At 69.8% G+C, this 22,596-nt stretch carries 22 protein-coding genes; 9 read left to right on the top strand and 13 right to left on the bottom strand.

Annotation, left to right across the window (positions count from 1 at the left end; genetic code table 11):
• The first annotated feature begins 20 nt into the window (after positions 1-20).
• Positions 21-845, top strand: a complete 825-nt coding sequence (locus HUW46_RS24055; protein ID WP_215549421.1) for an SAM-dependent methyltransferase — start codon at positions 21-23, stop codon at positions 843-845.
• Here the strand turns inward: HUW46_RS24055 and HUW46_RS24050 are convergent.
• Both HUW46_RS24050 and HUW46_RS24045 read right to left on the bottom strand, forming a co-directional pair.
• Positions 842-1,906, bottom strand: a complete 1,065-nt coding sequence (locus HUW46_RS24050) for an aspartate-semialdehyde dehydrogenase (protein WP_215549420.1) — start codon at positions 1,904-1,906, stop codon at positions 842-844. The two genes, HUW46_RS24055 and HUW46_RS24050, sit on opposite strands and share 4 nt — an antisense overlap.
• A gap of 2 nt (positions 1,907-1,908) precedes the next feature.
• Positions 1,909-3,174 carry an aspartate kinase gene (locus HUW46_RS24045; RefSeq protein ID WP_215549419.1) on the bottom strand — a complete coding sequence of 422 codons (1,266 nt, stop codon included), beginning with the start codon at positions 3,172-3,174 and terminating at the stop codon, positions 1,909-1,911.
• Positions 3,175-3,405: 231 nt separating this feature from the next.
• Here HUW46_RS24045 and HUW46_RS24040 point away from each other — a divergent pair, with 231 nt between their 5' ends.
• Positions 3,406-3,996: a nitroreductase family protein gene (locus tag HUW46_RS24040; RefSeq protein WP_215549418.1), complete on the top strand. Its 591-nt coding sequence runs from the start codon at positions 3,406-3,408 to the stop codon at positions 3,994-3,996.
• Here HUW46_RS24040 and HUW46_RS24035 read toward each other — a convergent pair.
• Positions 3,993-4,415, bottom strand: coding sequence for a hypothetical protein (locus HUW46_RS24035; protein ID WP_254126498.1), 423 nt, complete (start codon positions 4,413-4,415; stop codon positions 3,993-3,995). The two genes, HUW46_RS24040 and HUW46_RS24035, sit on opposite strands and share 4 nt — an antisense overlap.
• A 247-nt stretch (positions 4,416-4,662) precedes the next feature.
• On the opposite strand from HUW46_RS24035, the gene leuA reads away from it, so the two are divergent.
• Positions 4,663-6,447: a 2-isopropylmalate synthase gene (gene leuA, locus HUW46_RS24030; RefSeq protein WP_215549417.1), complete on the top strand. Its 1,785-nt coding sequence runs from the start codon at positions 4,663-4,665 to the stop codon at positions 6,445-6,447.
• A gap of 323 nt (positions 6,448-6,770) precedes the next feature.
• Here leuA and HUW46_RS48435 read toward each other — a convergent pair whose 3' ends face one another.
• Positions 6,771-7,667, bottom strand: coding sequence for a LysR family transcriptional regulator (locus HUW46_RS48435; RefSeq protein ID WP_215549416.1), 897 nt, complete (start codon positions 7,665-7,667; stop codon positions 6,771-6,773).
• A 79-nt stretch (positions 7,668-7,746) separates the two neighbouring features.
• On the opposite strand from HUW46_RS48435, the gene HUW46_RS24020 reads away from it, so the two are divergent.
• A complete protein-coding gene (locus HUW46_RS24020; RefSeq protein ID WP_215549415.1) occupies positions 7,747-8,574 on the top strand; it encodes an oxidoreductase in 828 nt (275 codons plus the stop codon).
• Between the two features lie 2 nt (positions 8,575-8,576).
• Here the strand turns inward: HUW46_RS24020 and HUW46_RS24015 are convergent, their stop codons facing one another.
• Positions 8,577-9,221 carry a peroxiredoxin-like family protein gene (locus HUW46_RS24015; protein WP_215549414.1) on the bottom strand — a complete coding sequence of 215 codons (645 nt, stop codon included), beginning with the start codon at positions 9,219-9,221 and terminating at the stop codon, positions 8,577-8,579.
• A gap of 62 nt (positions 9,222-9,283) precedes the next feature.
• Between HUW46_RS24015 and HUW46_RS24010 the strand changes: the two genes are divergently transcribed.
• Complete coding sequence (locus tag HUW46_RS24010) at positions 9,284-9,907, top strand: TetR/AcrR family transcriptional regulator (RefSeq protein ID WP_215549413.1); 624 nt, start codon at positions 9,284-9,286, stop codon at positions 9,905-9,907.
• 221 nt (positions 9,908-10,128) lie between these two features.
• Entirely contained in the window at positions 10,129-12,114 is a 1,986-nt protein-coding gene (locus HUW46_RS24005; protein ID WP_215549412.1) for a S53 family peptidase, read from the top strand.
• Here HUW46_RS24005 and HUW46_RS24000 read toward each other — a convergent pair.
• Positions 12,111-13,049 (bottom strand): LysR family transcriptional regulator, encoded by a 939-nt coding sequence (locus HUW46_RS24000; protein WP_215549411.1) that lies wholly within the window; start codon positions 13,047-13,049, stop codon positions 12,111-12,113. The genes HUW46_RS24005 and HUW46_RS24000 overlap by 4 nt on opposite strands.
• Positions 13,050-13,152: 103 nt before the next feature.
• Between HUW46_RS24000 and HUW46_RS23995 the strand changes: the two genes are divergently transcribed.
• Positions 13,153-14,085 carry an EamA family transporter gene (locus HUW46_RS23995; protein WP_215549410.1) on the top strand — a complete coding sequence of 311 codons (933 nt, stop codon included), beginning with the start codon at positions 13,153-13,155 and terminating at the stop codon, positions 14,083-14,085.
• Here the strand turns inward: HUW46_RS23995 and HUW46_RS23990 are convergent.
• The 4 genes from HUW46_RS23990 to HUW46_RS23975 all read right to left on the bottom strand — a co-directional run bounded on the left by HUW46_RS23990 (position 14,067) and on the right by HUW46_RS23975 (position 16,772).
• Positions 14,067-14,723 carry a DedA family protein gene (locus tag HUW46_RS23990; protein ID WP_215549409.1) on the bottom strand — a complete coding sequence of 219 codons (657 nt, stop codon included), beginning with the start codon at positions 14,721-14,723 and terminating at the stop codon, positions 14,067-14,069. The genes HUW46_RS23995 and HUW46_RS23990 overlap by 19 nt on opposite strands.
• Positions 14,724-14,813: 90 nt before the next feature.
• Positions 14,814-15,455, bottom strand: a complete 642-nt coding sequence (locus HUW46_RS23985; protein ID WP_215549408.1) for an NAD(P)H-binding protein — start codon at positions 15,453-15,455, stop codon at positions 14,814-14,816.
• Between the two features lie 59 nt (positions 15,456-15,514).
• Complete coding sequence (locus tag HUW46_RS23980; RefSeq protein WP_215549407.1) at positions 15,515-16,177, bottom strand: TetR/AcrR family transcriptional regulator; 663 nt, start codon at positions 16,175-16,177, stop codon at positions 15,515-15,517.
• 4 nt (positions 16,178-16,181) lie between these two features.
• Positions 16,182-16,772 (bottom strand): NADPH-dependent FMN reductase, encoded by a 591-nt coding sequence (locus tag HUW46_RS23975; protein ID WP_215549406.1) that lies wholly within the window; start codon positions 16,770-16,772, stop codon positions 16,182-16,184.
• A 101-nt stretch (positions 16,773-16,873) separates the two neighbouring features.
• Between HUW46_RS23975 and HUW46_RS23970 the strand changes: the two genes are divergently transcribed.
• Both HUW46_RS23970 and HUW46_RS23965 read left to right on the top strand, forming a co-directional pair.
• The gene (locus tag HUW46_RS23970) at positions 16,874-18,058 is read left to right on the top strand and encodes an MFS transporter (RefSeq protein ID WP_215549405.1); all 1,185 of its coding nucleotides are present in this window, start codon (positions 16,874-16,876) and stop codon (positions 18,056-18,058) included.
• A gap of 222 nt (positions 18,059-18,280) precedes the next feature.
• The gene (locus tag HUW46_RS23965) at positions 18,281-19,447 is read left to right on the top strand and encodes a DDE-type integrase/transposase/recombinase (RefSeq protein ID WP_254124945.1); all 1,167 of its coding nucleotides are present in this window, start codon (positions 18,281-18,283) and stop codon (positions 19,445-19,447) included.
• Between the two features lie 93 nt (positions 19,448-19,540).
• Here HUW46_RS23965 and HUW46_RS23960 read toward each other — a convergent pair whose 3' ends face one another.
• The 3 genes from HUW46_RS23960 to HUW46_RS23950 are packed head-to-tail and all read right to left on the bottom strand — an operon-like array spanning position 19,541 to position 22,593.
• On the bottom strand, positions 19,541-20,674 hold the full coding sequence (locus tag HUW46_RS23960) for an ABC transporter ATP-binding protein (RefSeq protein ID WP_215549404.1): 1,134 nt from the start codon (positions 20,672-20,674) through the stop codon (positions 19,541-19,543).
• Positions 20,671-21,666 carry an ABC transporter ATP-binding protein gene (locus HUW46_RS23955; RefSeq protein WP_215549403.1) on the bottom strand — a complete coding sequence of 332 codons (996 nt, stop codon included), beginning with the start codon at positions 21,664-21,666 and terminating at the stop codon, positions 20,671-20,673. Before HUW46_RS23955 ends, HUW46_RS23960 begins: the two co-directional genes overlap by 4 nt.
• A 6-nt stretch (positions 21,667-21,672) precedes the next feature.
• Positions 21,673-22,593, bottom strand: coding sequence for an ABC transporter permease (locus tag HUW46_RS23950; protein ID WP_442860993.1), 921 nt, complete (start codon positions 22,591-22,593; stop codon positions 21,673-21,675).
• Positions 22,594-22,596 lie beyond the last annotated feature (3 nt).

The raw sequence follows: 22,596 nt of genomic DNA, 5'->3' as shown, positions 1-22,596 counted from the left end.
GAAATCCCTACGTTGGGCGCATGACCGAGACTTCGCTGCCACCCGTCGGCCGGACCGCCGTCGGCGTGGCGGGACTGCGCGCGCAGGAACAGCTCCGCCAGGACAAGCTGTTCGACGACCCGTATTCGGCCGCCCTGTTCGAAGCGGGCCGTGCGCGCGTCGCGGCCGCGGGCCCGCCGACGGCGCAGCGGCAGGCGTTCGGGCAGCTCTTCGCCACCCAGGTGGTCATCCGCACCCGCTTCTACGACGACTACCTCCTCGGCTCCGGCTGCACGCAGGTGGTGCTCCTCGCCGCGGGGCTTGACGCGCGCGCGTTCCGGCTGGCTTGGCCGGACGGCACGCGACTGTTCGAAGTGGACTTTCCGGAAGTGCTGGGGTTCAAGGGAAGCGTGCTCACCGAGCAACGCGCGGAACCGCGGTGCGAGCGGGTCGAAGTCCCAGCCGATCTCCGCGAGGACTGGGCGAGCGCGCTCGGGGACGCGGGTTTCGACCCGGCGGCACCGACGGCGTGGCTCGCCGAGGGGTTGCTGATCTACCTCACTCGCGACGAAGCCGCAGCGCTGTTGACGACGGTCACCGGACTGTCGGCACCGGGGAGCCGGATCTCGTTCGAGCACCGGCCCGATCCCGACGGCACCGGGCTGGCAGCGCTCGCCCGCGCGCATCACGCGGGCAAGCACGTCACCGGGTTGTGGAAGGGCGGCTTCGGCGGGGACGGCCCGGAGTGGCTGTCCGCACGAGGATGGGCGGTCACCGTCCACGACCGTGAGGAGCTGGCCGACGCCTACGGACGCCCCGTGGACGAGGCGTCCGGCGTCGGCTTCCTCACCGCCACCCGGTCCTAAGCGAACTCGGGCGCCAGCTTTTCGGCGATCTCGTAGGTGTTCAGCGCCGCGCCCTTGCGCAGGTTGTCCCCGCACACGAAGAAGTCCAGCGTGTTCGGGAAGTCCAGCGCCTGCCGGATCCGGCCCACGTAGGTCGGGTCGGCGCCGACCACGTCCGCCGGCGTCGGGAACACGTTGCGCTCCGGGTCGTCTACCAGCACGACCGACGGCTGCGCGCCGAACACCTTGTGCGCCGCCTCGACGGTCACCTCGCGCGCGAAGGTCGCGTGCACGGCGAGGGAGTGCGTGGTCACCACAGGGACGCGCACGCAGGTCGCGGACACCTTCAGGCCGGGAATGCCGAGGATCTTGCGGGACTCGTTGCGGACCTTCAGTTCCTCGGAGTACCAGCCGTCGCCCTTGTAGGACCCGGCCGAGGGCACCACGTTGAACGCGAGCGGCGCCGGGAACGGCGAGTCCGCGATCGGCAGGCCCGCGGACTCCAGTTCCGCGCGCACGTCACCGGCCCGCACCCCGAGCGGTTTGCCCGCGACGGCGTTCAGCTCGGCGTAGAGCCGGTCGACGCCTTCCTTGCCCGCACCGGAAACCGCCTGGTACGAGGCGACGACGAGTTCGGTCAGCTCGAACTCGCGGTGCAGCGCGCCGAGCGCCGCCATCATGGACAGCGTGGTGCAGTTCGGGTTGGCGATGATGCCCTTCGGCCGCGTGCCGACCTGATCCGCGTTGACCTCGGGGACGACGAGCGGCACCTCGTCGTCCATCCGGAACGCGCCGGAGTTGTCCACCGCGACGGCACCGCGCGCGGCGGCGACCGGCGCCCATTCCGCGGAGATCTCGTCCGGCACGTCGAACATCGCGACGTCGACGCCGTCGAAAGCCTCCGGGGAAAGCGCGACAACGGTCAGTTCCTCACCGCGCACGGTGATCTTCTTGCCTGCGGAACGAGCCGACGCGATAAGCCGGATTTCGCCCCACGGCACGGATTTCTTGCCGTTGATGATGTCGATCATCACGGTGCCGACCGCGCCGGTCGCGCCGACCAGAGCCAGTGTGGGTGCCATTTCTACCGACCACTCCCCGCGTAGACCACGGCTTCTTCGTCGCCGCCGAGTTCGAACGCCTCGTGGATCGCGCGCACCGCGTCGTCGAGCTGCGCGTCCCTGATGAGCACCGAGATCCGGATCTCGGAGGTGTTGATGATTTCGATGTTCACGCCCGCGGTGGCGAGCGCCTCGCAGAATCCCGCGGTGACGCCGGGGTGCGAGCGCATTCCCGCGCCGACTAGCGAAACCTTGCCGACGTGGTCGTCGTAGAGCACCGATTCGAAACCGATGTCGGCCTTGATCTTCTCCAGCTCGGAAACGGCCTGCGGCCCGTTCGCCTTCGACAGCGTGAACGTGATGTCGGTACGCCCGGAGGAGGTGCTGGAAATGTTCTGCAGCACCATGTCGATATCGATTTCCGCGTCGGCGACGACGCGGAAGATGCGGGCCGCGGCACCGGTGTGGTCCGGTACCCCGGTCACCGTGATCTTGGCTTCGGAGCGGTCGTGCGCCACCCCGGTGATGAGCGCTTGTTCCACGGGGATCTCCTCAATCGAACCGGCGACGGTGGTACCCGGCTTGTCGCTGTAGGACGAACGGACCCGGATCGGTACACCGTAACGACGGGCGTATTCCACCGAGCGGAGGTGCAGGATCTTCGACCCGCTCGCGGCGAGTTCGAGCATCTCCTCGTACGGGATGGTGTCGAGCTTCTTCGCGTTGGACACGATGCGCGGGTCCGCGGTGTACACACCGTCCACATCGGAATAGATCTCGCAGACGTCCGCGTTCAGCGCGGCGGCGAGCGCGACCGCGGTGGTGTCCGACCCGCCGCGGCCGAGCGTGGTGATGTCCTTGGTGTCCTGCGAAACGCCCTGGAAACCGGCCACCAGCGCGATGTACCCCTGCTCAAGCGCTTCGGTGACACGGCTCGGTGAAACGTCGATGATGCGCGCGTTGCCGTGCACCGAGGTGGTGACCACACCCGCCTGCGAACCGGTGAACGACCAGGCTTCCGCGCCGTGCGCGGAGATCGCCATGGCCACCAACGCGTTCGAGATGCGCTCGCCGGCGGTGAGCAGCATGTCCATCTCGCGCTCCGGCGGCACCGGGTTCACCTGCTCGGCGAGATCGAGCAGCTCATCGGTGGTGTCGCCCATCGCGGAGCACACCACCACGACGTCGTTCCCGGCCTTCTTGGTAGCGACGATCCGCTCCGCGACGCGCTTGATCCGATCAGCGCTCTCCAGCGACGAACCGCCGTACTTCTGGACCACGAGGGCCACGCCCGAACCTCCTCCGGGCCGGGTCTGCTCCTCGGTGGGCACCGAGGAGCCCCCGCGTCCCTGATTTGGCCGAAAGCCTACCGGGGACATGCCCCGGCGCCACTCTTCCGTGTGGGCCCCGCCACCCGTTAAGAGGTATTAGCGCGCAAATTTTCCGTAACCTCAGGGAAATACGGGGAGCACTTTCGGTCGCGTGACATAGGGCACGGTGAGCTGGCTACCGTGATGGGCATGCGAAAGCCAGCCGAGACGAGCGCGCCGCTCGAAACCGTCATCGCCGAACGCTGGAGCCCCCGTGCGCTGGACGAAACCGGCGAGGTCAGCGCACCTCAGCTCCGCGCGCTGCTCGAAGCCGCGCGCTGGGCGCCGTCGTTCGGGAACACCCAGCCGGCCAGGTACCTCGCCGGGCTGCGCGGAGACGGCACGTTCGACCGGATCCTGGCCACCCTCACGGAGCGGAACCAGAGCTGGGCGCACCGCGCGGGCGCGCTGCTGATCGGCGTGATGGTCACGGCGAACGAGAAGGGTGAAGTCCCTTACGCCGAGTACGGGCTCGCGCTCGCGTCGCAGAACCTCGTGCTCCAGGCAGTCACCGAAGGGCTCGTCGCGCACCAGATGGCCGGGTTCGACGCGGACGCGGTGGCGCGCGAATTCGCCCTGCCGTCGGACGTGCGCGCACGCGTGGCGATCGCTGTCGGGCACCCCGGCGACCCCGAGGTGCTCGGCGACGAACGCGGCGTCGCCAGGGAGAAGGCGCCGAGGCAGCGCATCCCGCTCGGCGAGTTCGCGTACGCGGGCGAGTGGGGCAGCCCGCTGTTCTAGACGGACGAGCCGCCGATCCGGCGGATGATCTTCGCGAGGATCGCCGAGACCACGAGCCAGAAGATGGCCGCGACGCCGTAGTTGATCAGCACGTTCAGTTTCACGTCGTCGTTCTTGAACAGGTCCTTGAACCCGATCGTGAGCGGCTCCGCCCACTCCTTGATGAACGAGACGATGCCGTTGTCCTTGTTGGCCCCGGCGATCGTGAAGATCACGTGCAGCACCAGGATCGCGGCGAAGATCAGTCCGACCCAGCGCACCAGCCCGGCGAGGAAGCCGGTGATCTGGCCACGGACCTTCGTCCAGTCGACGTCGCGCTTGGGGCGCTCTTCACGCTCCGGCTCGGCGTGCGCCGAACCGGACACCACGGTCGTTTCGGCCTCGTCGGACTTGGCGGGCCGTTCGTCGTGCAAACCCATGCCGGGCAGTCTGGCACGTCACTGCGGCGATTGCTACGTGCCAGTAACGTGATCGGAGCAGGACGGATAACAGTTCGAACTCGCACCGGCTTCCCAACCGCGGCCGGGCATGGTTATGGTGGGCCCGTGGCACGCGCTCTTCTCCTGCTTCGCTGCCGCGACGGGGCCTGAAAGACCGGCTCCTCGTCGCGGGGCTTCGTGATGCCGCCGGTCACGCCCAGCGCCACCCCAGCAGGAGATCCCCAGCATGAGCACGCCAGAGCCCACCCAATCGAGCCGCATCCGCAAGCCGTCGCGTCCCGCACCGGCAGGCCAGCCGGTGTGGAACCCGCAGCGCGGGACGTCGATGCCGGTCCACCGCTACCGCCCGTGGTTCGAACTGGTCGAGGACATCGACCTGCCCGAGCGCACCTGGCCGTCGAAGCGCATCGACACCGCGCCGCTGTGGTGCGCGGTCGACCTGCGCGACGGTAACCAGGCCCTGATCGACCCGATGTCGCCCGCCCGCAAGCGCAAGTTCTTCGAACTGCTGGTGCGGATGGGGTACAAGGAGATCGAGGTCGGGTTCCCGGCCGCGTCCCAGACGGACTTCGACTTCGTGCGCGAGATCATCGAAGAGGGCGCGATCCCGGACGACGTCCGAATTCAGGTGCTGACCCAGTGCCGCCCCGAGCTGATCGAGCGCACGTTCCAGTCGCTGGAGGGCGCGCCCCGCGCGATCGTGCACATCTACAACTCGACGTCCGCGCTGCAGCGCCGCGTGGTGTTCCGCGAAGAGCGCGAAGGCATCAAGAAGATCGCGACGCAGGCCGCGGATCTCGTGGTCGAGTACGCGAGCAAGTACTCCGACACCGACTTCCGCTTCCAGTACTCGCCGGAGTCCTACACCGGTACCGAGCTGTCGTACGCGGCCGAAGTGTGCAACGCGGTCACCGAGATCTGGCAGCCGACGCCGGAACGGCCGGTGATCCTGAACCTGCCCGCGACCGTGGAAATGGCGACGCCGAACGTCTACGCCGACTCCATCGAGTGGATGAACAAGAACCTGGAGCGCCGCGACGGGGTGATCCTGTCGCTGCACCCGCACAACGACCGCGGCACCGGGGTCGCCGCCGCCGAGCTGGGCTACCAGGCGGGCGCCGACCGGATCGAGGGCTGCCTGTTCGGCAACGGTGAGCGCACCGGCAACGTCGACCTGGTCGCGCTGGGCATGAACCTGTTCAGCCAGGGCATCGACCCGCAGATCGACTTCTCCGACATGGACGAGATCAAGCGCACCGTCGAGTACTGCAACCAGCTGCCGGTGCCCGAGCGCAGCCCGTGGGGCGGCGACCTGGTGTTCACCGCGTTCTCCGGCAGCCACCAGGACGCGATCAACAAGGGCCTGGACGCGTTGAAGGTGCAGGCCGAACGCGCGGGCGTACCGGTCGACGAACACCCGTGGGAGGTCCCGTACCTGCCGATCGACCCGAAGGACGTCGGCCGCAGCTACGAGGCCGTGATCAGGGTCAACTCGCAGTCCGGCAAGGGCGGCGTCGCGTACATCATGAAGGCGGAGCACCAGCTCGACCTGCCGCGCCGCCTGCAGATCGAGTTCTCGAAGGTCGTGCAGCGCCACACCGATTCGCAGGGCGGCGAGGTCGACCCCACCACGATGTGGAACGCGTTCTCGGCCGAGTACCTCGAGCCGAAGGTGCCGCTGGAACTGGTGCGCCAGCACGTCACGGACAACGGCGGTGGCGAGTACGAGATCGCCGCGACCGTGGTGGTGGACGGCGACGAGCACGAGATCACCGGGCGCGGCAACGGCCCGATCGCGTCGTTCTTCGACGCGCTGTCGACCGTCGGGTACGACCTGCGGCTGCTGGACTACAGCGAGCACACCCTCACCCCCGGCGACGACGCGCGCGCGGCTTCGTACATCGAATGCGCCATCTCGGACCGGGTGTTCTGGGGCGTCGGCGTCGACCCGTCGATCGTCACGGCTTCTCTGCGCGCGGTCGTCTCCGCGGTGAACCGCTCGCACCGGTAGTTTTATCGGTCGTCAAAATTTGCGCTGCCAGGGCGCGGCTCTCGAGGTGAGCCGCACCTTGGCAGCGTTGGCGCCCTGCCATCGCAAATTTAGAGGGCCCAGGGGCCCTGCGACCGACTGCACGCTCCCGGCGCGCGGGGCGCGCCGGATCGCCGTGGTGGTCGGGTTGGGAGTGGCCGGACCTTCGGTCCGGACCTCGCGGCACTCGGAGAGGTAGGCGGGCGAGCAGGCCTGGGTCGCCGGGTGCGTTTAGCGGGCTAAACGTCGTCAGCGGGCGAGCGGGGCCCGGGGTCCCTGGCCTGCATTTAGCGGGCTAAATGTCGTCAGCGGGGCGAGGTCGCCAGGCGGGTGGCGCGGGCGTAGGCGTGGACCAGCGGGCGGGTGTCGTCCTTCCGCCACGCCAGCGCCAGCCTGCTCGGCGACACGCCCCGCACCGGGATCGTGACGACGTCGCCTCGGGTCAGCAGCGGCGCGTTCCCGGTCGCGATGAGGCAGACCCCGCGACCGTCCACAAGCGCCTCGTACGTCTCGTCGGGTGTGCTGATCTCCCCGCCGATGACGGGCGCCCTGCCACCGCGCGCTTCCGGGGCCAGCCAGTAGTCGCGCAGCGGGCCCGCGCTTTCGGGCAGGGCGAGGAACGGTTCGCCGAGCAGGTCTTCGAAGTCCACTTCGGCGCGATCGGCCAGCGGATGCGCGCTCGACATGGCCACCAGCCGCGGTTCTTCGGCGACCACCACGTGGTCGTACCGCTCGGCGCCGGGCACCGGCAGCCACACGAAGGCGACATCGCTGGACCCGTCCGCGAGACCCGCCGTCGAGTCGTGCCACCCGATCTGCCGCAGCGTGAGCGCGGCCTCCGGGTACTCGGCGGTGAACCGCGACCGGATCGCCGGGAGCATGCCGCCGCGGCCGGGGCTCGTGCTCATCCCGACCACCAGCGTCCCGCGCTGCGCGGCCTTCGCCAGCCGGACGGCGTCGTCCGCGGCCGCCCATTCCGCGAGCACGCGCCGCGCGTGCGGCAGCAGCGCTTCCCCCACCGGCGTCAACCGGACCTCGCGGCGGTCGCGGTCGAACAGCGGCGCGCCGAGCTGGCCTTCGAGCGCGCGGATCTGCTTGCTCAGCGCCGGTTGTGAGACGTACAGCCGTTCGGCCGCGCGCGTGAAATGCAGCTCTTCGGCGATCGCGACGAAGTACCGGAGATCGCGACCGTGCACGTCCATAACCAAGGGTTATCACGACGGGTCTTGGACGCGCGAGCGGTTTGCCAGCAGAGTTCTCCTCGGCGAAAGGGGAACGCGGATGAACAGGGTTTGGCTGGTCACCGGGGCGAACAGCGGTTTCGGGCGCGCGATCACCGAGGCCGCGGTCGGCGCGGGCGATGTGGTCGTCGCGGCGGCGCGGCGCACGGAAACGCTCGCGGACGTCGTCGCCGCGCACCCGGATCAGGTCGAAGCGGTGCCGCTCGACGTCACCGACCTCGCGGCGGTCAAGGCCACGGTCGACGATCTCGTCGCCAGGCACGGCCGGATCGACGTGCTGGTGAACAACGCGGGCCGCAGCCACGTCGGCGCCTTCGAGGAAACCACCGACGAGGAGCTGCGGTCGCTGTTCGACGTGCACGTGTTCGGTCCCGCCGCGCTCGTCCGCGCCGCGCTGCCGCACATGCGCGGCAGGCGGTCCGGCGCGATCGTGCAGATCAGCAGCATGGGCGGGCAGCTGTCGTTCGCGGGCTTTTCGGCTTACAGCGCCACGAAGTTCGCGCTGGAAGGGCTTTCCGAGGGGCTCGCCGACGAGGTGAACCGGCTCGGGATCAAGGTGCTGATCGTGGAACCCGGCGCGTTCCGCACCGGGCTGTGGGGCAGCACGAGCCGCAGCACCGAAATCGAGGACTACGCCGAGTCGGTCGGCCCCACGCGCCGCATGGTCGTCGACGCCGACGGCACGCAGGCGGGCGATCCCGCCAAGGCCGCCGCCGCGATCCTGACCGCGCTCGACGCCGGCGAAACCCCGCTGCGCCTGCCGCTCGGCGCGGATTCCGTCGACGCGGTGAGCGGGCACCTCGACCAGATCAGGGCCGAGATCACCCGTTGGGAAAAGGTCGCGCGCGACACCGCGTTCGACGCCTGATTTCAGAGCGCCTTCAGCGCGGCCAGAATGTCGCGGGGCTCGGTCCGTTCGGTGTAGTCGGTGCGCACGTCGGCGAACCGGACGGTCCGGGTCCCGTCCACCACGAGCACGGTGGGATGCGGCAGTTCCCAGGTGCCGTCGGCGTTGTGCCCGGCGAGATCGGCCCCGATACCGGACATCGCCTCCCGCGCGTCCGGATGCGGCGTGAACGTGATCCCCAGCGCGCGGGCGACTTCGTTGCCGTGATCGGAAAGCACCGCGAACCCCAGCTCGTTCTTTTCCTTTGTGGACAGTGAGCCGTCCGGGGCCTGCGGGCTGATCGCGGCCAGCCGCGCGCCGAACCCCGCCAGCTCGGGTACGAGTTCCTGTTGGTAGGCGCGCAAAGCGAGGTTGCAGAACGGGCACCACTGGCCGCGGTAGAACACCAGGATCGCCGCCCCGTCCGAGACCAGTTCGCCCAGCGTCACCTTCGTCCCGGTCGCGTCCGGGAGCGCGAAGTCGGGCACGGTGCCGCCCGCCGCGACGAACACGTCCGTCCGGTCGGCGTACCGGCCCTGCTCCGCGGTCAGCGCGGCGAACGCGTCCGCGGGGATCACCGCCCGCCCGTGCTCCTTGATCCCGGCCAGTCCCGCGGAAAGCTCGGTCATGTCGGTAGCCCCTTCATCGATGTACTGATCGGTACAGCGACGCTGACTGTACTATTCGGTACATGGACGCGCAAGCAGTGGCCGTGACGGAACAGGGGCGGCGGACCCGCGACGCGATCGTCGGTACGGCCGCGGACCTGATGTACACGCACGGCGTGGCCGCGACGAGCATCGACAAGGTGCTCAAGGCCTGCGGCGCCGGGAAGTCGCAGATGTACCACTACTTCAAGAACAAGGACCAGCTCGTCGACGCGGTGATCGGCTACTACCTCGACCACATCCTGTCGGCGCAGCCCGCGCTCGACGAGCTGGCGGACTGGCCCGATTTCGACCGCTGGGCCGAGCAGGTGCTCGACATCCACCGCGGCCCGTCTGGCCCGGTCGCGTGCCCGCTCGGCAACGTCACCGGCGAGCTCGGCGACGACCCGCGCATCGCCGAGCTGCTGGACAAGGCGTACCGGACCTGGGAGGGCAAGCTCGCGCGCGGCCTGCACGTGTTGCGGGACAAGGGAAAGCTCCGCGCCGACGCCGATCCTGAACGACTCGCCCAGCTCGCCATGGTGTGCCTGCAGGGCGGGCTGCAGATGGCGCACGTGCGGCGCGACATCACCCCGCTGGAAGACGGCCTTCGCCTGGCGATCGCCCACCTGCGCCAGCACGCCCCCACTTCCGGCGACGACGTTTAGCCCGCGAACTGCGCACGGCCCCGCGTCGCCCGCCCGGCGAGAAGTTCTAGCGCACCGGCGCACCTTCTGAGTAAATTGCTCCCGCACAGACCATTCACTGGGGAGCGACTCCGTGGCCGCCGACGTCCGGTCAAGACGTTTCTGGGGGCGTGCGCGGGGTGGCGGAGGCGCCTCTTCTCGAGGCGGTCCTCCGGCGTGCCCTCTTACTGGGAGGAACACCCTTGTCACGACTAGCGAACAGACGGCGCACGGCGTTCGTCGTCGCCTTGGCCGTACCGGCCTTGCTCGCCTCGGTTTCCACGGCGTTGGCCGCCGAGGAGCGCGCGGCGGTGGCGGGCGCCCGTCCGGCGTGGGCGACGGCGTCGGCCGATCGCGGTGCGCTCGATCCGGCGGCCACGCTCGACGACGTCCGCGTCTACCTGGCAGGGAAGGATCCCGCCGGGCTGGAGTCCTACGCGCGTGCGGTGTCGGATCCGCGCGGCCCGGATTTCCGGCACTTCCTGAGCGCGCACCAGATCGCGGACCGCTTCGGCCCGTCACCGGCGCAGACGAAGCAGGTCACCGAGTGGCTGTCGTCGTCGGGGCTCACGGTCACCGGCACCGATCCGCACTTCGTCGCCGCCCGCGGCCCGGTTTCCGCGCTGCAGAAGGCTTTCGGCACCGAGCTGCACGATTTCGCCGACCGCGAGGGGAACCATCGCGCGCCCGCCGGTGAGGTCACCGCGCCCGCCTCGGTCGCGAAGGCCGTGCTCGGCGTGACGGGCCTCGAAGACCCGGCGAAGACGCGCGTCGAGCCCAAGGTCAAGGCCGATCCCGATCCGTACGGCCCGCCGCCGACGATCTACCGCGGCCTGCCCTGTTCGGACTACTGGGGGCAGAAGGAAGCGACCGATCGGCCCAAAGTGGACGGTAAGCCGGTCGCCTGGACGCCGTGCGGGTACGGCCCGCAGGAGCTGCGCACCGCGTACGGGATCGACAAGACCGGCCTGACCGGCAAGGGCGTGACGGTCGGCGTGCTCGACCCGTACGGCTCGCCGACCATCGAGGCGGATTTGGCCGCCTACAACACCAAGCACAACTTCCAGCAGTTCCGGCCAGGCCAGCTCAAGCAGTACGTGGAGACCGGCGGGTCGACGAGCTGCTACGGCGGGGCTCCCGGCGGCCTGTACATCGAAGAGGCGCTGGACATCGAGGCCGTGCACGCGATGGCGCCGGACGCCGACGTCACCTACATCGGCGCCAAGGACTGCGAAGCCACGAGCCTGATCGACGCGGTCAACCGCGCCGTCGACGGCCACCTCGCCGACATGATCAACAACTCGTGGGGCATCGGCTCCGAGCCACCGTCAGACGCGGTGCGCCAGGGCTTCGAGCAGGCGTTCCAGCGCGCCGCGGTCTCGGGCATCGGCATCTACTACTCCTCCGGTGACTGCGGTTACGAGGACCCGCAGACCCCGTGCGGCAAGGGTGACGAGTCGACCCGCAAGCAGACCAACTACCCGCCGGAAAGCCCGTGGGTGACCGCGGTCGGCGGCACCACGATGGGGCTCGACCAGAACGGCCACAAGATCGCCGAGGTCGGCTGGGGCAACGTCCGGTCGAACCTGACCGAGGACGGCACCGGGTGGACCCCGGCGCCGAAGGACGCCTACCCGTCGACCTACACGGGCGGCTCCGGCGGCGGCACGAGCATCGTGTTCCGCCAGCCCGCTTACCAGGCGGGCGTGGTGCCGGACAAGCAGGCGAAGGAACGCCCCGACGGCTCCACGTCGGCGTACCGGATGCGCACGGTCCCGGACATCTCGGCGGACGGGGACTCCAGCACCGGCATGCTCGTCGGCTACACCGGGCGCGACAAGGACGGCGTGGCCCGCTACCACGAGACGAAGCTCGGCGGGACGAGCCTGTCCAGCCCGCTGATCGTCGGGATCCAGGCGCTGGCGCAGCAAGCACAGGGCTCGCCGATCGGGTTCGCGAACCCGCAGATCTACGCCAGGTACGGCAGCCCCGCGTACCAGGACGTCAGCGACACCGTGCTCAGCGTCGCCCGCAACGACCTGACCAACCCGAACGACCCGGACAGCGCGCCGCTCAAGCGCCTGTACACCGCGGGAGTTTCCGGTCCGCTCGCCGCGTTCGGCGGGTACGACCGGCTGACCGGCGTCGGCACACCCAGCGCGAGTTACGTTTCGTCGTACCGTCGCTAGCTCGCGGACCGGGCGGGCGGTTTCCCCGCCTGCCCGGTCAGTTCGGCGACCTCGTCGGCCAGCGCGCCGACCACCGCGGCCACCGCGGGCCGCGCCGAGGCGCCGACCCTGGCCACCACTTCGATGTGGCGCGCCGCCTTGATCCCGGCCAGCGGGCGGCACACCAGCCCGCTACCCCTTCGAGTGTCCATTGTGTACCGCGGGAGCAGCGCTATGCCGTGGCCCGCGGCGACGAGGCGCTCGGTGATGCGGAAGTCGTTGATGCGCTGCACCACCTTGGGCCGCACGCCGGTCCGCACCGTGAGCGAGCGCAGCACGTCGTCGACGGGGAACCCGAAGTCGACGCTGATCCACCGTTCGTCGGCCAGCTCGGCGAGGTCCACTTTGGACTCGCGGGCCAGCCGGTGGCCCACCGGCAACGCCACGTCGAGCGGTTCGCGCAGCAGGTGCCGCACTTCGAGGCGTTCGTCGTCGAACGGGGACGCGTGCTCGTCGCGATGGGCCACCACCACGTCGTAGTCCGCGACCAGCCCCGGCACGTCGGCCGGGGTCATGTCGACGTCCCGCACGGTCGCTTCGAGGCCGTCGAACCCGGCGATCCGGCTCAGCAGACCCGGCAGCAGCATCAGCCCCGCGGACTGGAAGATCGCCAGCCGGACCCGGCCGCGCGGCACGTTCCGGTAAGTGTCCAATTCGGACTCCGCGCGGGCGAGCGCGCCGAGCACCTCGTCGGCGCGCGCGACCAGCGTCCGCCCCGCGTCGGTGAGCCGCAGCCCTCGTCCCGACGGTTCGGTGAGGGCGAGACCGACCTCCTCCTGTAGCGCGCGAAGCTGCTGCGACACCGCGGACGGCGTGCAGTGCAATGCCCCCGCCGCCGCCGTCACGCTGCCGCGGTCCGCGAACTCCCGCAGCGCGCGCAACCTGCCGATGTCCATCCGCCCACTCTAATGAACCACGAAGCACAATGAAGCAGCGCTACAAGATCGGTGCAGATTTTTTCGCTGGTCCTCACCGGGGCTCCGCCCGCAAAGTGGACGTATGCCGATCCGTGACCGCCTGCTCGCGCTGTTCGTCGCCGTCCTGTGGGGCTGCAACTTCCTGGCCATCCACGCCACGCTCGGGCACTTCCCGCCGTTGTTCGCGGCCGGGCTGCGGTTCCTGGTGATCGCCATCCCGACCGTGCTGTTCGTGCCGTGGCCGCGCGTGAAGCCGCGCTACCTGATCGGCTACGGGCTCGGCTTCGGCACGCTGCAGTTCGCGTTCCTCTTCGTCGCGCTCGACAAGGGCATGCCCACCGGGCTGTCTTCGCTCGTGCTGCAGGCGTCGGCGCCGTTCACGGTCCTGCTGGGCGCGGTGGTACTGCGGGAAAAGGTGACCGGCAGGCAGTGGGCCGGGATCCTGCTCGCGGTGGCCGGGATGTCGGCGATCGCGTGGCAGCAGGCCGAGCACGCCGCGCTGCTGCCGGTGATCCTGACCCTGCTCGGCGCGCTGAGCTGGGCGTTCGGGAACCTCAGCACGCGGAAGGCACAGCCGGACAACCCGCTGCACCTGACGCTGTGGATGTCGGTCGTGCCGCCACTGCCGCTGTTCGCGCTGTCCATGGCGACCGAGGGCCCGTCGGCGGCGTGGACCTCGCTGACGACGGTCACCTCGCACACCGGCTTGATCGCCATCGCGGGGCTGAGCTACGTCGTGGTGTTCGGCACGATCGTCGGGTCCGGGATCTGGACGACGCTGATGGGCCGCCACCCCGCCGGGGTCGTGGCGCCGTTCTCGCTGCTGGTGCCGGTGGTCGGGATGTCGGTCGCGTTCCTGGTGCTCGGCGAGCGGCACAACGCGATCGAGATCGGCGCCGCGGTGGTGGTCATCGCGGGCGTGCTGCTCGGCTCGCTGCGCAAGCGGACCGCACCGGTTCCGGAAGCGCTCGACCCGCTCCCGGAACCGGCGACGGCTCAGCGCGTGACGGACTGAGACGAGTCCTCGCGCGCGGGCTCGTCCTCCTCGTCGTCGTGCTTGGTCATGCGCTTCTTCACGATGATCCCGACCACGACGCCGATCACGACAGCCGCGCCGAGGCCGATGTAGGAGAACCGCGAAAGCCATTTCTCGGCCACCACGCCGAGGTAGTACACCGCGGCTGTGGTGCCGCCCGCCCAGACGATCCCGCCGAGCGCGTTCGCGGCGAGGAACCGCGGGTAGTGCATGCCGAGCGAACCGGCGAGCGGGCCGGAAAGCACGCGGAGGAACGCGATGAACCGGCCGAAGAACACGGCCCACACACCACGTTTCTGGAACACCTGCTCTGCTTTCGCGATGTGTTTCGGACCGAAGTGCTTCGGCCATTTCCGCCCGGCCCAGGCGAACAGCTTCGTGCCCCATTTGCGGCCGATGGTGTAGCCGATGCTGTCCCCGATGATCGCGCCCGAAGTGGCCGCGACGCCGATCCAAAGCGGATTCATGTGCGCGTGCTGCGACGCCAGCAGCGCCGAGCCGACCAGCACGATCTCGCCGGGGAGCGGGATTCCGAGGCTTTCGATCCCGATCACGAGACCGACGAGCAGATACACCGCTACCGGCGGGATCGACTCCAGGATCTGATCGATGTGCACTTTCGTCCCCTCATGCGCCATTGTCCCCTTATGTCCGAATTGGACTCGGACCTGTGGTCTTCCGCAGGGTAGCGCAGGAAAATGGGGCGATCAGGAGAATGCGGCAAGCGCGGCCGTGACCGGGGTGTCCCCGGCGATGACGTCGAAGCCGCGGTTTTCGGTGAAGGGCTCGTCCAGCGCGGCGACCAGCACGGCCGCCACGTCGGCGCGGGAAATCCGGCCCGGTTCGAGGTGCCCGGCCACCTTCACCCGCCCAGTCGGCGGATCGTCGGTCAGGTTGCCCGGCCGCACCAGCGTCCAGATCAGGCTCGACCGCCGCAGCGCGCTGTCCGAGACCTGCTTCGCCAGCAGGAACGACCGCACCAGCCGATCACCCTGGTCGGGGGAGTCGGCGAACTGCGCGGACAGCTGCACGAACCGGGCGACGCCGGCGTGCTCGGCCGCCCCGATCGCGGCGATCGCGCCGTCGCGGTCGACCATAGCGACCGCCGACGGGTCGGGATCGGCCGCGCCCGCGGTGTTGATCACCGCGTCCGAACCGAGGAACACCTCCACCAGCCCGGCCGGATCGGTGGTGAGATCGGCGAGCACGGGCTCGGCGCCGAGCGCCGCCGCGTGCTGGCCGCGCTGCCTGCTGCGCAGTCCCGCCTTCACGGTGTGCCCGTGACCGCGCAACAGGCGGACGACATGACTTCCGGTGCGCCCCGACGCGCCGAGCACGGTGACCAGCATGACTGGATTTTGCCAGTTCTGGCCCCGTTCGCGCCTGCCGAAGGGCCGATCGTGCTCGCTCAGGCATCCGCTTCCGCGGCGCCGTAGATGCGCAGGAAAGCGGTGACCCCCTGGCCGATGACCGTCTCGATCTCCGCTTCACTGAGCGGAATCGCGCCGTAGAAGCTGCGCTGCAGCACGTCGGTGATGGTGAGCAGGTTGAAGTGGTTGGCCGCCTGGTCGGCGTCGGCGATCGCGAGCAGACCGCGGTCGGCGATGGCGCGCAGGTACGGCGCCAGCCGCAGGTGCGCGGTCGCCGGACCGGCCTGCCGCCACGTTTCCAGCGTCGCGGCGGGCAGGCGGGTCACCTCGGCCTGCAGGACGCGCACGAGCGCGTAGTGGTCGGGGAAGTCGAAGATCGCCCGCGCCCGGTCCACCCCGAAGGCGACGAGATCCTCTTCGAGATCGAGGATCTTCCGCAGATGGCGCTCCATGAGCACGTGGATGGTGTCGGTGACCTCGTCCGCGCCTTCGAGGGTGACCAGCCGGAACAGCTCGTCCTTGTCGGTGAAGTGGTTGTAGATCGTCCTCTTCGACACGCCCGCTTCGGCCGCGATCGCGTCGACCGTCGCGCGCGCGTAGCCCTCGCGCCCGAACACCACGCGGGCCGCCGCGGTGATCGCGCGCCGCTTTTCCGGCTGACCGTTGCCGCGCCGGGGAGCGGCCGTTCCGGCCCCGTCCATGTGCTCACTCCCGGTCCGCGGTTTCGAGGATGTCGTGCCGCAGTTTAGGGGCGATCCGGTCACCGAGTGCCGTCAGCAGCCCGGAGAGCAGCGACGCGGTCAGCTCGTCCGCCAGCTCGCCCCGTTCGTCGAACCGTTCGTGCGCGTGGAAGACAACGACCTCGGGCTTGGCCACGACCTCGGCGCCGACCGCGGCGAGGATCTGGCGGAGCGCGAGCTGCGCTCGCGCCGTCCCGAGCGCACCGGGTGACGCGCCGAGGATCGCGACCGGTTTCCCGGCGAGACGGGACGCGTCGGCCGCGGTGCTCGCCCAGTCGATCGCGTTCTTCAGCACCGCGGGCACGGACGCGTTGTACTCCGGTGTCGCCAGCAGCAGCGCGTCCGCGGCGGCGATCTCGCGGCGCAGGGCCCGCACCGGTTCCGGCGGGGCGGCGGTGTCCAGATCGGCGTGGTACATCGGCACGTCGGCCAGGCCGTCCCACGGCGCGACGGAGACGCCGGGCGGCGCGAGCTTTCCGGCGGCGCGCAGCAGCGCGGCGTTGTGCGAGCCCGTCCGCAGGCTGCCGGACAGCGCCAGGACACGTCGTTCGTACACGGTTCCTCCAGTTCAGCAATGTAAACCAGTCAGTGCAGTAACTAGTCTATACCGTGTAGTGTTGTTATTGCACTGACTAGTTTACTTCGAGGGAGGGCCGGATGACCGCGACGAAAGTCATGCCACGCCGGGGCGGCGTGGCGATGGGATGGCTGGTCCTGCTGGCGACGCCGCTGGCGCTGGCCACGACCGGTCCCACGCTCGTTTTGCCCGAGATAGCGGCGGACCTCGGCGTCACGCGCGACGCGGCGGCGTGGGTGGGACCGGTGTTCGGCTGGGCCGTCGCACTGGGCACGCCGATGATCGCCGGGCTCGTGCGCGGTCGCGGCGCCCGCACCGGGGTGCTGGTCAGCGCCTTCCTCGCGGCCGCGGGCGTGGCACTGGTGCTCGTCGCGCCGACGTTGCCGGTCGCGCTGGCCGGGCGCGCGCTGCAGGCGGCGGGCGGCGCGGGATTCGTCACGATCGCGATGAGCCTCGTCGGCTCGCCGGGCCAGATGGGCGTGCTCACCTCGGCTTTCAGCATGCTCGGCGCCACGGGCGCGCTGCTCGGATCGCTCGTCACGGACCTGACGACGTGGCGCGTCGCGCTCGCGCTGTCGGCGGTGAGCCTGCTGGCGTTGCCGGTGGTGGTGCGGCGGCTTCCCGATTCCGAGGTCCACGACAGCGGTTTCGACCTGCGCGGCGCGCTCGCATTGGCCGCGTTGACCTCGGCGCTGGTGCTCGTGCCGCGCTACCCCCTGCCCGCCGCGGTGGGTGCGGTGCTCACCGGCGCGCTGGTGATCGCGCACGTGCGGGCGAGGCCGGACGGGTTCCTGCCGCTGGCGGTGCTGCGGCAGCCGGTGTTCTCCCGCTCCGGCGCGCTGGCGCTGCTCGTCGCGACCTCGTACTTCGGCATGCTCTACGCGGTACCCGCGCTGCTCGGACGCGCGGGATGGGCCACGGCCACGATCGGCGTGGCGCAGCTGGTGGCCCTGCTGTGCGGGGCCGCGATGGGCGCCGCGCTCGCCGCGCTGTCTTCGCGGCTCTCCCGGGGCGTCTTGGTCTCGGCGCTGGGCGGGATCGCCGCGGTGGCGCTCGCACTGCTCGCCTCACCGGTGCCTTGGCTGATTCCGGTCGCGCTCGGGCTCGCGGTGTGCGCGGCCTCGGCGGCGCAGGCCACGCTCGGGCTCCCCGCCGCCGACAGCGCACCGCCGGGGCTCCGGGCGACGGCACTCGGCCTGTTCAACCTGTGCTACCAGCTCGGCGGCGCTTTCGGCCCCGCCATCGCCGCCATCACCGTGCTCTGACCGACGACGTTTAGCCCGCTAACCGCACTCGGCTCCCCCTCCTCGCGGGGATCCCGGAATGCCGTGAAGCCACCTTGACGGCATTCAGTGCCGTGTTCAGTATCAGCTGTTTTGACACAGTTTGTGTATCGCAGCATGTGACACACCCGGGTCGGGTGATGTTGCATGATCTGCCGCCTGACCGGCGTTGTGGTGAGGGCCATGACGCGGAATGGGACGATCATGCGATTCGTGGACGCGATGCTGACGGCTGAAGTGCCGGTTGAGAACGTGTCGGCGTGGTGCCGGGAGCATGGTGTCGATAGGCGGACGTTCTATCGGCACCGTGCCCGGATCCAGGCCGAGGGGCAGTGGCGGCGGCGGTCGACCCGGCCCAAGACCGTGCGGCATGCTACGGCGGAGCCGGTCGTGGCTGTCGTGCTGCGGCTGCGGAAGGAGCTGAAACCGGACAACGGGGCGGACCCGATCCGCGATCGGCTTCTGGAGTTGGCCGCCGAGCGGGACTGGGCCGGACGGGGCTGGCCTGTCCCGTCGCGGGCCACGATCAACCGGATCCTGTCCCGGCACGGGCTGGCCGAGTCCAACCCCCGTAAGCGGCCCCGGTCCTCCTACCGTCGGTTCAGCTATGCCCGGCCGCGGGACTGCTACCAGATCGACGCCACCGAGGTCATCCTCGCCGGCGGGGCCACGGTGGTGGTGTTCGAGGTCCTCGACGACTGCACGCGCATGCTGGTGGCCAATCACGCCGCCGAGGCCGAAACCTCCCGTGCCGCGATCACCGCGATCACCGCGGCCATCACCGACCATGGTGCGCCCGCGATCGTGTTGTCCGACAACGGATCCGCGTTCACCTCACGCGGCCGCCACCCCAACGCCGGGCCATCGGCGTTCGCCCGCACCGTCACCGGCCACGGCTGCAGGCTGATCCATTCCAGCCCCTACCACCCGCAGACCTGCGGCAAGGTCGAACGCCACCACCAGACCTTCAAACGCTGGCTGGATCACCAACCCATCCAACCCGCGACCCTGACCGAACTCCGCACCCTGCTCGAGGTCTACCGCGAGCACTACAACCACCGCCGCCACAGCGCCCTTGGCCGGCAAACCCCCACCCATGCCTGGACCACCAGCGACAGCCACGGCGGACCCCAGCACCTGCCCGTCCAGGACGACGCCACCGTGCACCGCCTCAAAGTCAGCACCACCGGCACGGTCAACCTCGGCAAACACGCCCGGCTACGGATCGGCACCGCCCACGCCGGACACACCATCACCATCATCCGTGACAGCGACCGGGCCACCGCCTACACCAGCGACGGCGACCCGATCGGCCACATCCACCTCGACCACACCAAGACCTACCAAGGCCAACTCACCCCAGCCGCCTAACCTGTGTCACAACAACCGAGACAAACCTGCGGCAGAACTACCGAGACACGACACGGCATTCAGTGCCGTCAAGGTGGCCTTCAGAGGGGGAAGCTAACCCTCGAACATTTTTTCCGTGACGGAGGCGGCGTGGCCGGGGTTGACGTCCGGGTTGAGGGTGTCCTCGATCTCGATCAGCTCCGCGGTGACCTCGTGCGCGGTGATCTCGCCGTCCCGAATCTTCTCCGCGAAGTGGCACGCGACGCGGTGGCCGTCGCCGATTTCGCGCAGCACCGGGCGTTCGGTGTCGCACCGGGTTTCCTGCCGCCACGGGCACCGGGTGTGGAACCGGCAGCCGCTCGGCGGCGCGGCGGGCGAGGGCAGGTCACCGGCGAGCAGGATCTGCTCGCGGTCGTCCTCGACCACCGGGTCCGGTACCGGGATCGCCGACAGCAGCGCACGCGTGTACGGGTGCAGCGGGTTCTGGTACAGGGTCTCCGAATCGGTCTCCTCGACCATCGAACCCAGGTACATCACGCCGATCCGGTCCGAGATGTGCCGGACCACCGCGAGGTCGTGCGCGATCACCAGGTAGGTCAGCCCGAGCCGGTCCTGCAACTCCTCCAGCAGGTTGATCACCTGCGCCTGCACGGACACGTCGAGCGCGGACACCGGTTCGTCGGCGACGATCAGGTCCGGTTCGACGGCCAGCGCCCGCGCGATGCCGATGCGCTGGCGCTGGCCGCCGGAGAACTCGTGCGGGTACTTCCGCAGCGAGGATTCCGGCAGCCCGACCGCGGACAGCAGCTCGCGCAACCGTTCGCGCGTGCTCTCCTTGTCCTTGTCCAGCCCGTGCGCCCGCATGCCTTCGACCAAAATGGACTCGACGGACTGGCGCGGGTCCAAACTGGACAGTGGGTCCTGGAAGATCATCTGCATCCGGCGGCGACGGCGGCGAAGGTCCTCGCCCTTGAGGCCCGCGATATCGGTGCCGTCGAACACCACCGACCCGCTGGTCGGCTCGGTGAGCTTCAGGATCGCCCTGCCGAGCGTGGTCTTGCCGCACCCGGACTCCCCGACGAGCCCGTAGGTCTCGCCGCGGCGGATTTCGAGATCGACGCCGTCCACGGCGAACACGTGCCCGACCGTCCGGTCGATCAGCACCCCGCGCTTGATCGGGAAGTGCACCTTCAGGTCGTCAACGGCCAGCAGCGTGTCGCCCGGCGTCGCTTCGGTCGTGCTGGTCATCGGGTTCCCTCCCCCGCCGCCATCGCGGGCGTCACCGGGTTGTGGCAGCGCAGCAGCCTGCCGTCGTCACCTTCCAGGTCCGGCGACGAACTCCGGCACACGTCCAGCGCGTTGGGGCAGCGCGGCGCGAACGCGCACCCGCCGTCCCACGGGATGTTGTCGGCCACCGACCCCTTGATCGGCAGCAGTTTCTCGCCGCGCTCCGAGTCCAGCCGCGGGATCGAGCCGAGCAGCCCGTGCGTGTACGGGTGCCGCGGCCGGGCGAACAGCTCGTGCCGCTCGGCGCGTTCCACGATCCGGCCGCCGTAGAGCACGTTCACCTCGTCGCACAGCCCGGCCACCACGCCGAGGTCGTGCGTGATCATCACGAGCGCGGTTTCGGTGTCGCGCACCAGTTCCGCGAGCAGCGCGAGGATCTGCGCCTGGATCGTCACGTCGAGCGCGGTCGTCGGCTCGTCGGCGATGAGCAGCCGCGGACGGCACGCCAGCGCGATCGCGATCAGCGCGCGCTGGCGCATCCCGCCGGAAAGCTGGTGCGGGTACTCGGAAAGCCGCCGGTTCGGGTCGGGGATGCCGACCTTGCCGAGCAGTTCCTCCGCCTCCACGCGCGCCTGCTTGCGCGGCATCCCGCGGTGGCGTTCGAGCACCTCGGTGATCTGCAGCCCGATCGGGATGACCGGGTTGAGCGAGGACAACGGGTCCTGGAACACCATGCCGAGATCGCGGCCGCGGCGATCCCGCATTTCCTTGTCGGACAAGCCGATCAGGTTCGTGCCCTCGAACGACACGGAACCGGTGACCTTGTTGCCGCGCCGGGGCAGCAAGCCCATGATCGCCAGCGAAGTCACCGACTTCCCGCAGCCGGACTCGCCGACCAAGCCGACCGTCTGGCCGGGCTCGACGTCGAAGCTGACGCCGTCCACCGCGGTGAACGGGCGCTCGCCCCGGCGCTGGAAAACGACCTTCAGGTCACGCACTTCGAGCAATGCCATCGCGATTCACCGCCTGTTCTTCGGATCGAGAGCTTCCCGCATGGACTCCCCGAGCAGCGTGAACCCGAGCGCCACGACGATGATCGCGATCGCGGGGTAGTACGCCAGCTCCGGCCGGATTTCGAGGAACTTGCTCGACGCGTTGCCGAGCATGAGCCCCCATTCGGCACGGGACGGGTCCGGGTCGCCGAGACCGAGGAACGACAGCGCGGCCGCTTCGATGATCGAGGTCGCCAGCGTCAGCGTGGCCTGCACGATCACCGGGCCGAGCGCGTTGGGCAGCATGTGCCGCAGCACGATCGTCCGCCGCTTCACGCCGAGCGAGGTCGCGGCGAGCACGTGGTCGCTGGCGCGCTGCGCCAGCATCGCGCCCCGCAGCAGCCTGGCGAACACCGGCACGGTGACGATCGAGACGGCGATGATCACCGTCCACTGGTTCGGCTTCGCCGCGAGCGCGGCCACCGAAATCGCCAGCAGCAGAGAGGGCACCGACAGCAGCACGTCGACGAAGCGCATCAGCACGGTGTCGACCCAGCCGCCGAGCGCGCCCGCGGTGCCGCCGATGACGATGCCCGCGGTCAGCCCGATCAGCGTCGCCATCACACCGACGAGCAGCGTCTGCTGCGCGCCGACGATCAGCCGGGAGAGCAGGTCGCGGCCGAAGTCGTCGACGCCGAGCGGGTACCCGGGCATCGGGCCGGGGATGATGCCGCGGCCGAGCTGGACCATGCCCTGCATGGACCGGTCGTACGGGTCCTTCGGCGCGATCAGCGGCGCGAAGATCGCCACCAGCACGAACAACCCGGTGATCACCGCGCCGGTGATCGCGACCGGGCTGCGCGCCATCCGCCGGAACGCCTCGCCGGTCAGGCTGCGCCCCGCCGACGCGGCCGCCAGATCGTCGAGCTTGTCCTTTTTGGACTTCATCAG

Origin of the sequence: Amycolatopsis sp. CA-230715, assembly GCF_018736145.1 — a bacterium.
In the GTDB taxonomy this organism is placed as follows: domain Bacteria; phylum Actinomycetota; class Actinomycetes; order Mycobacteriales; family Pseudonocardiaceae; genus Amycolatopsis.
This window is presented reverse-complemented; position numbering and strand designations above follow the sequence as displayed.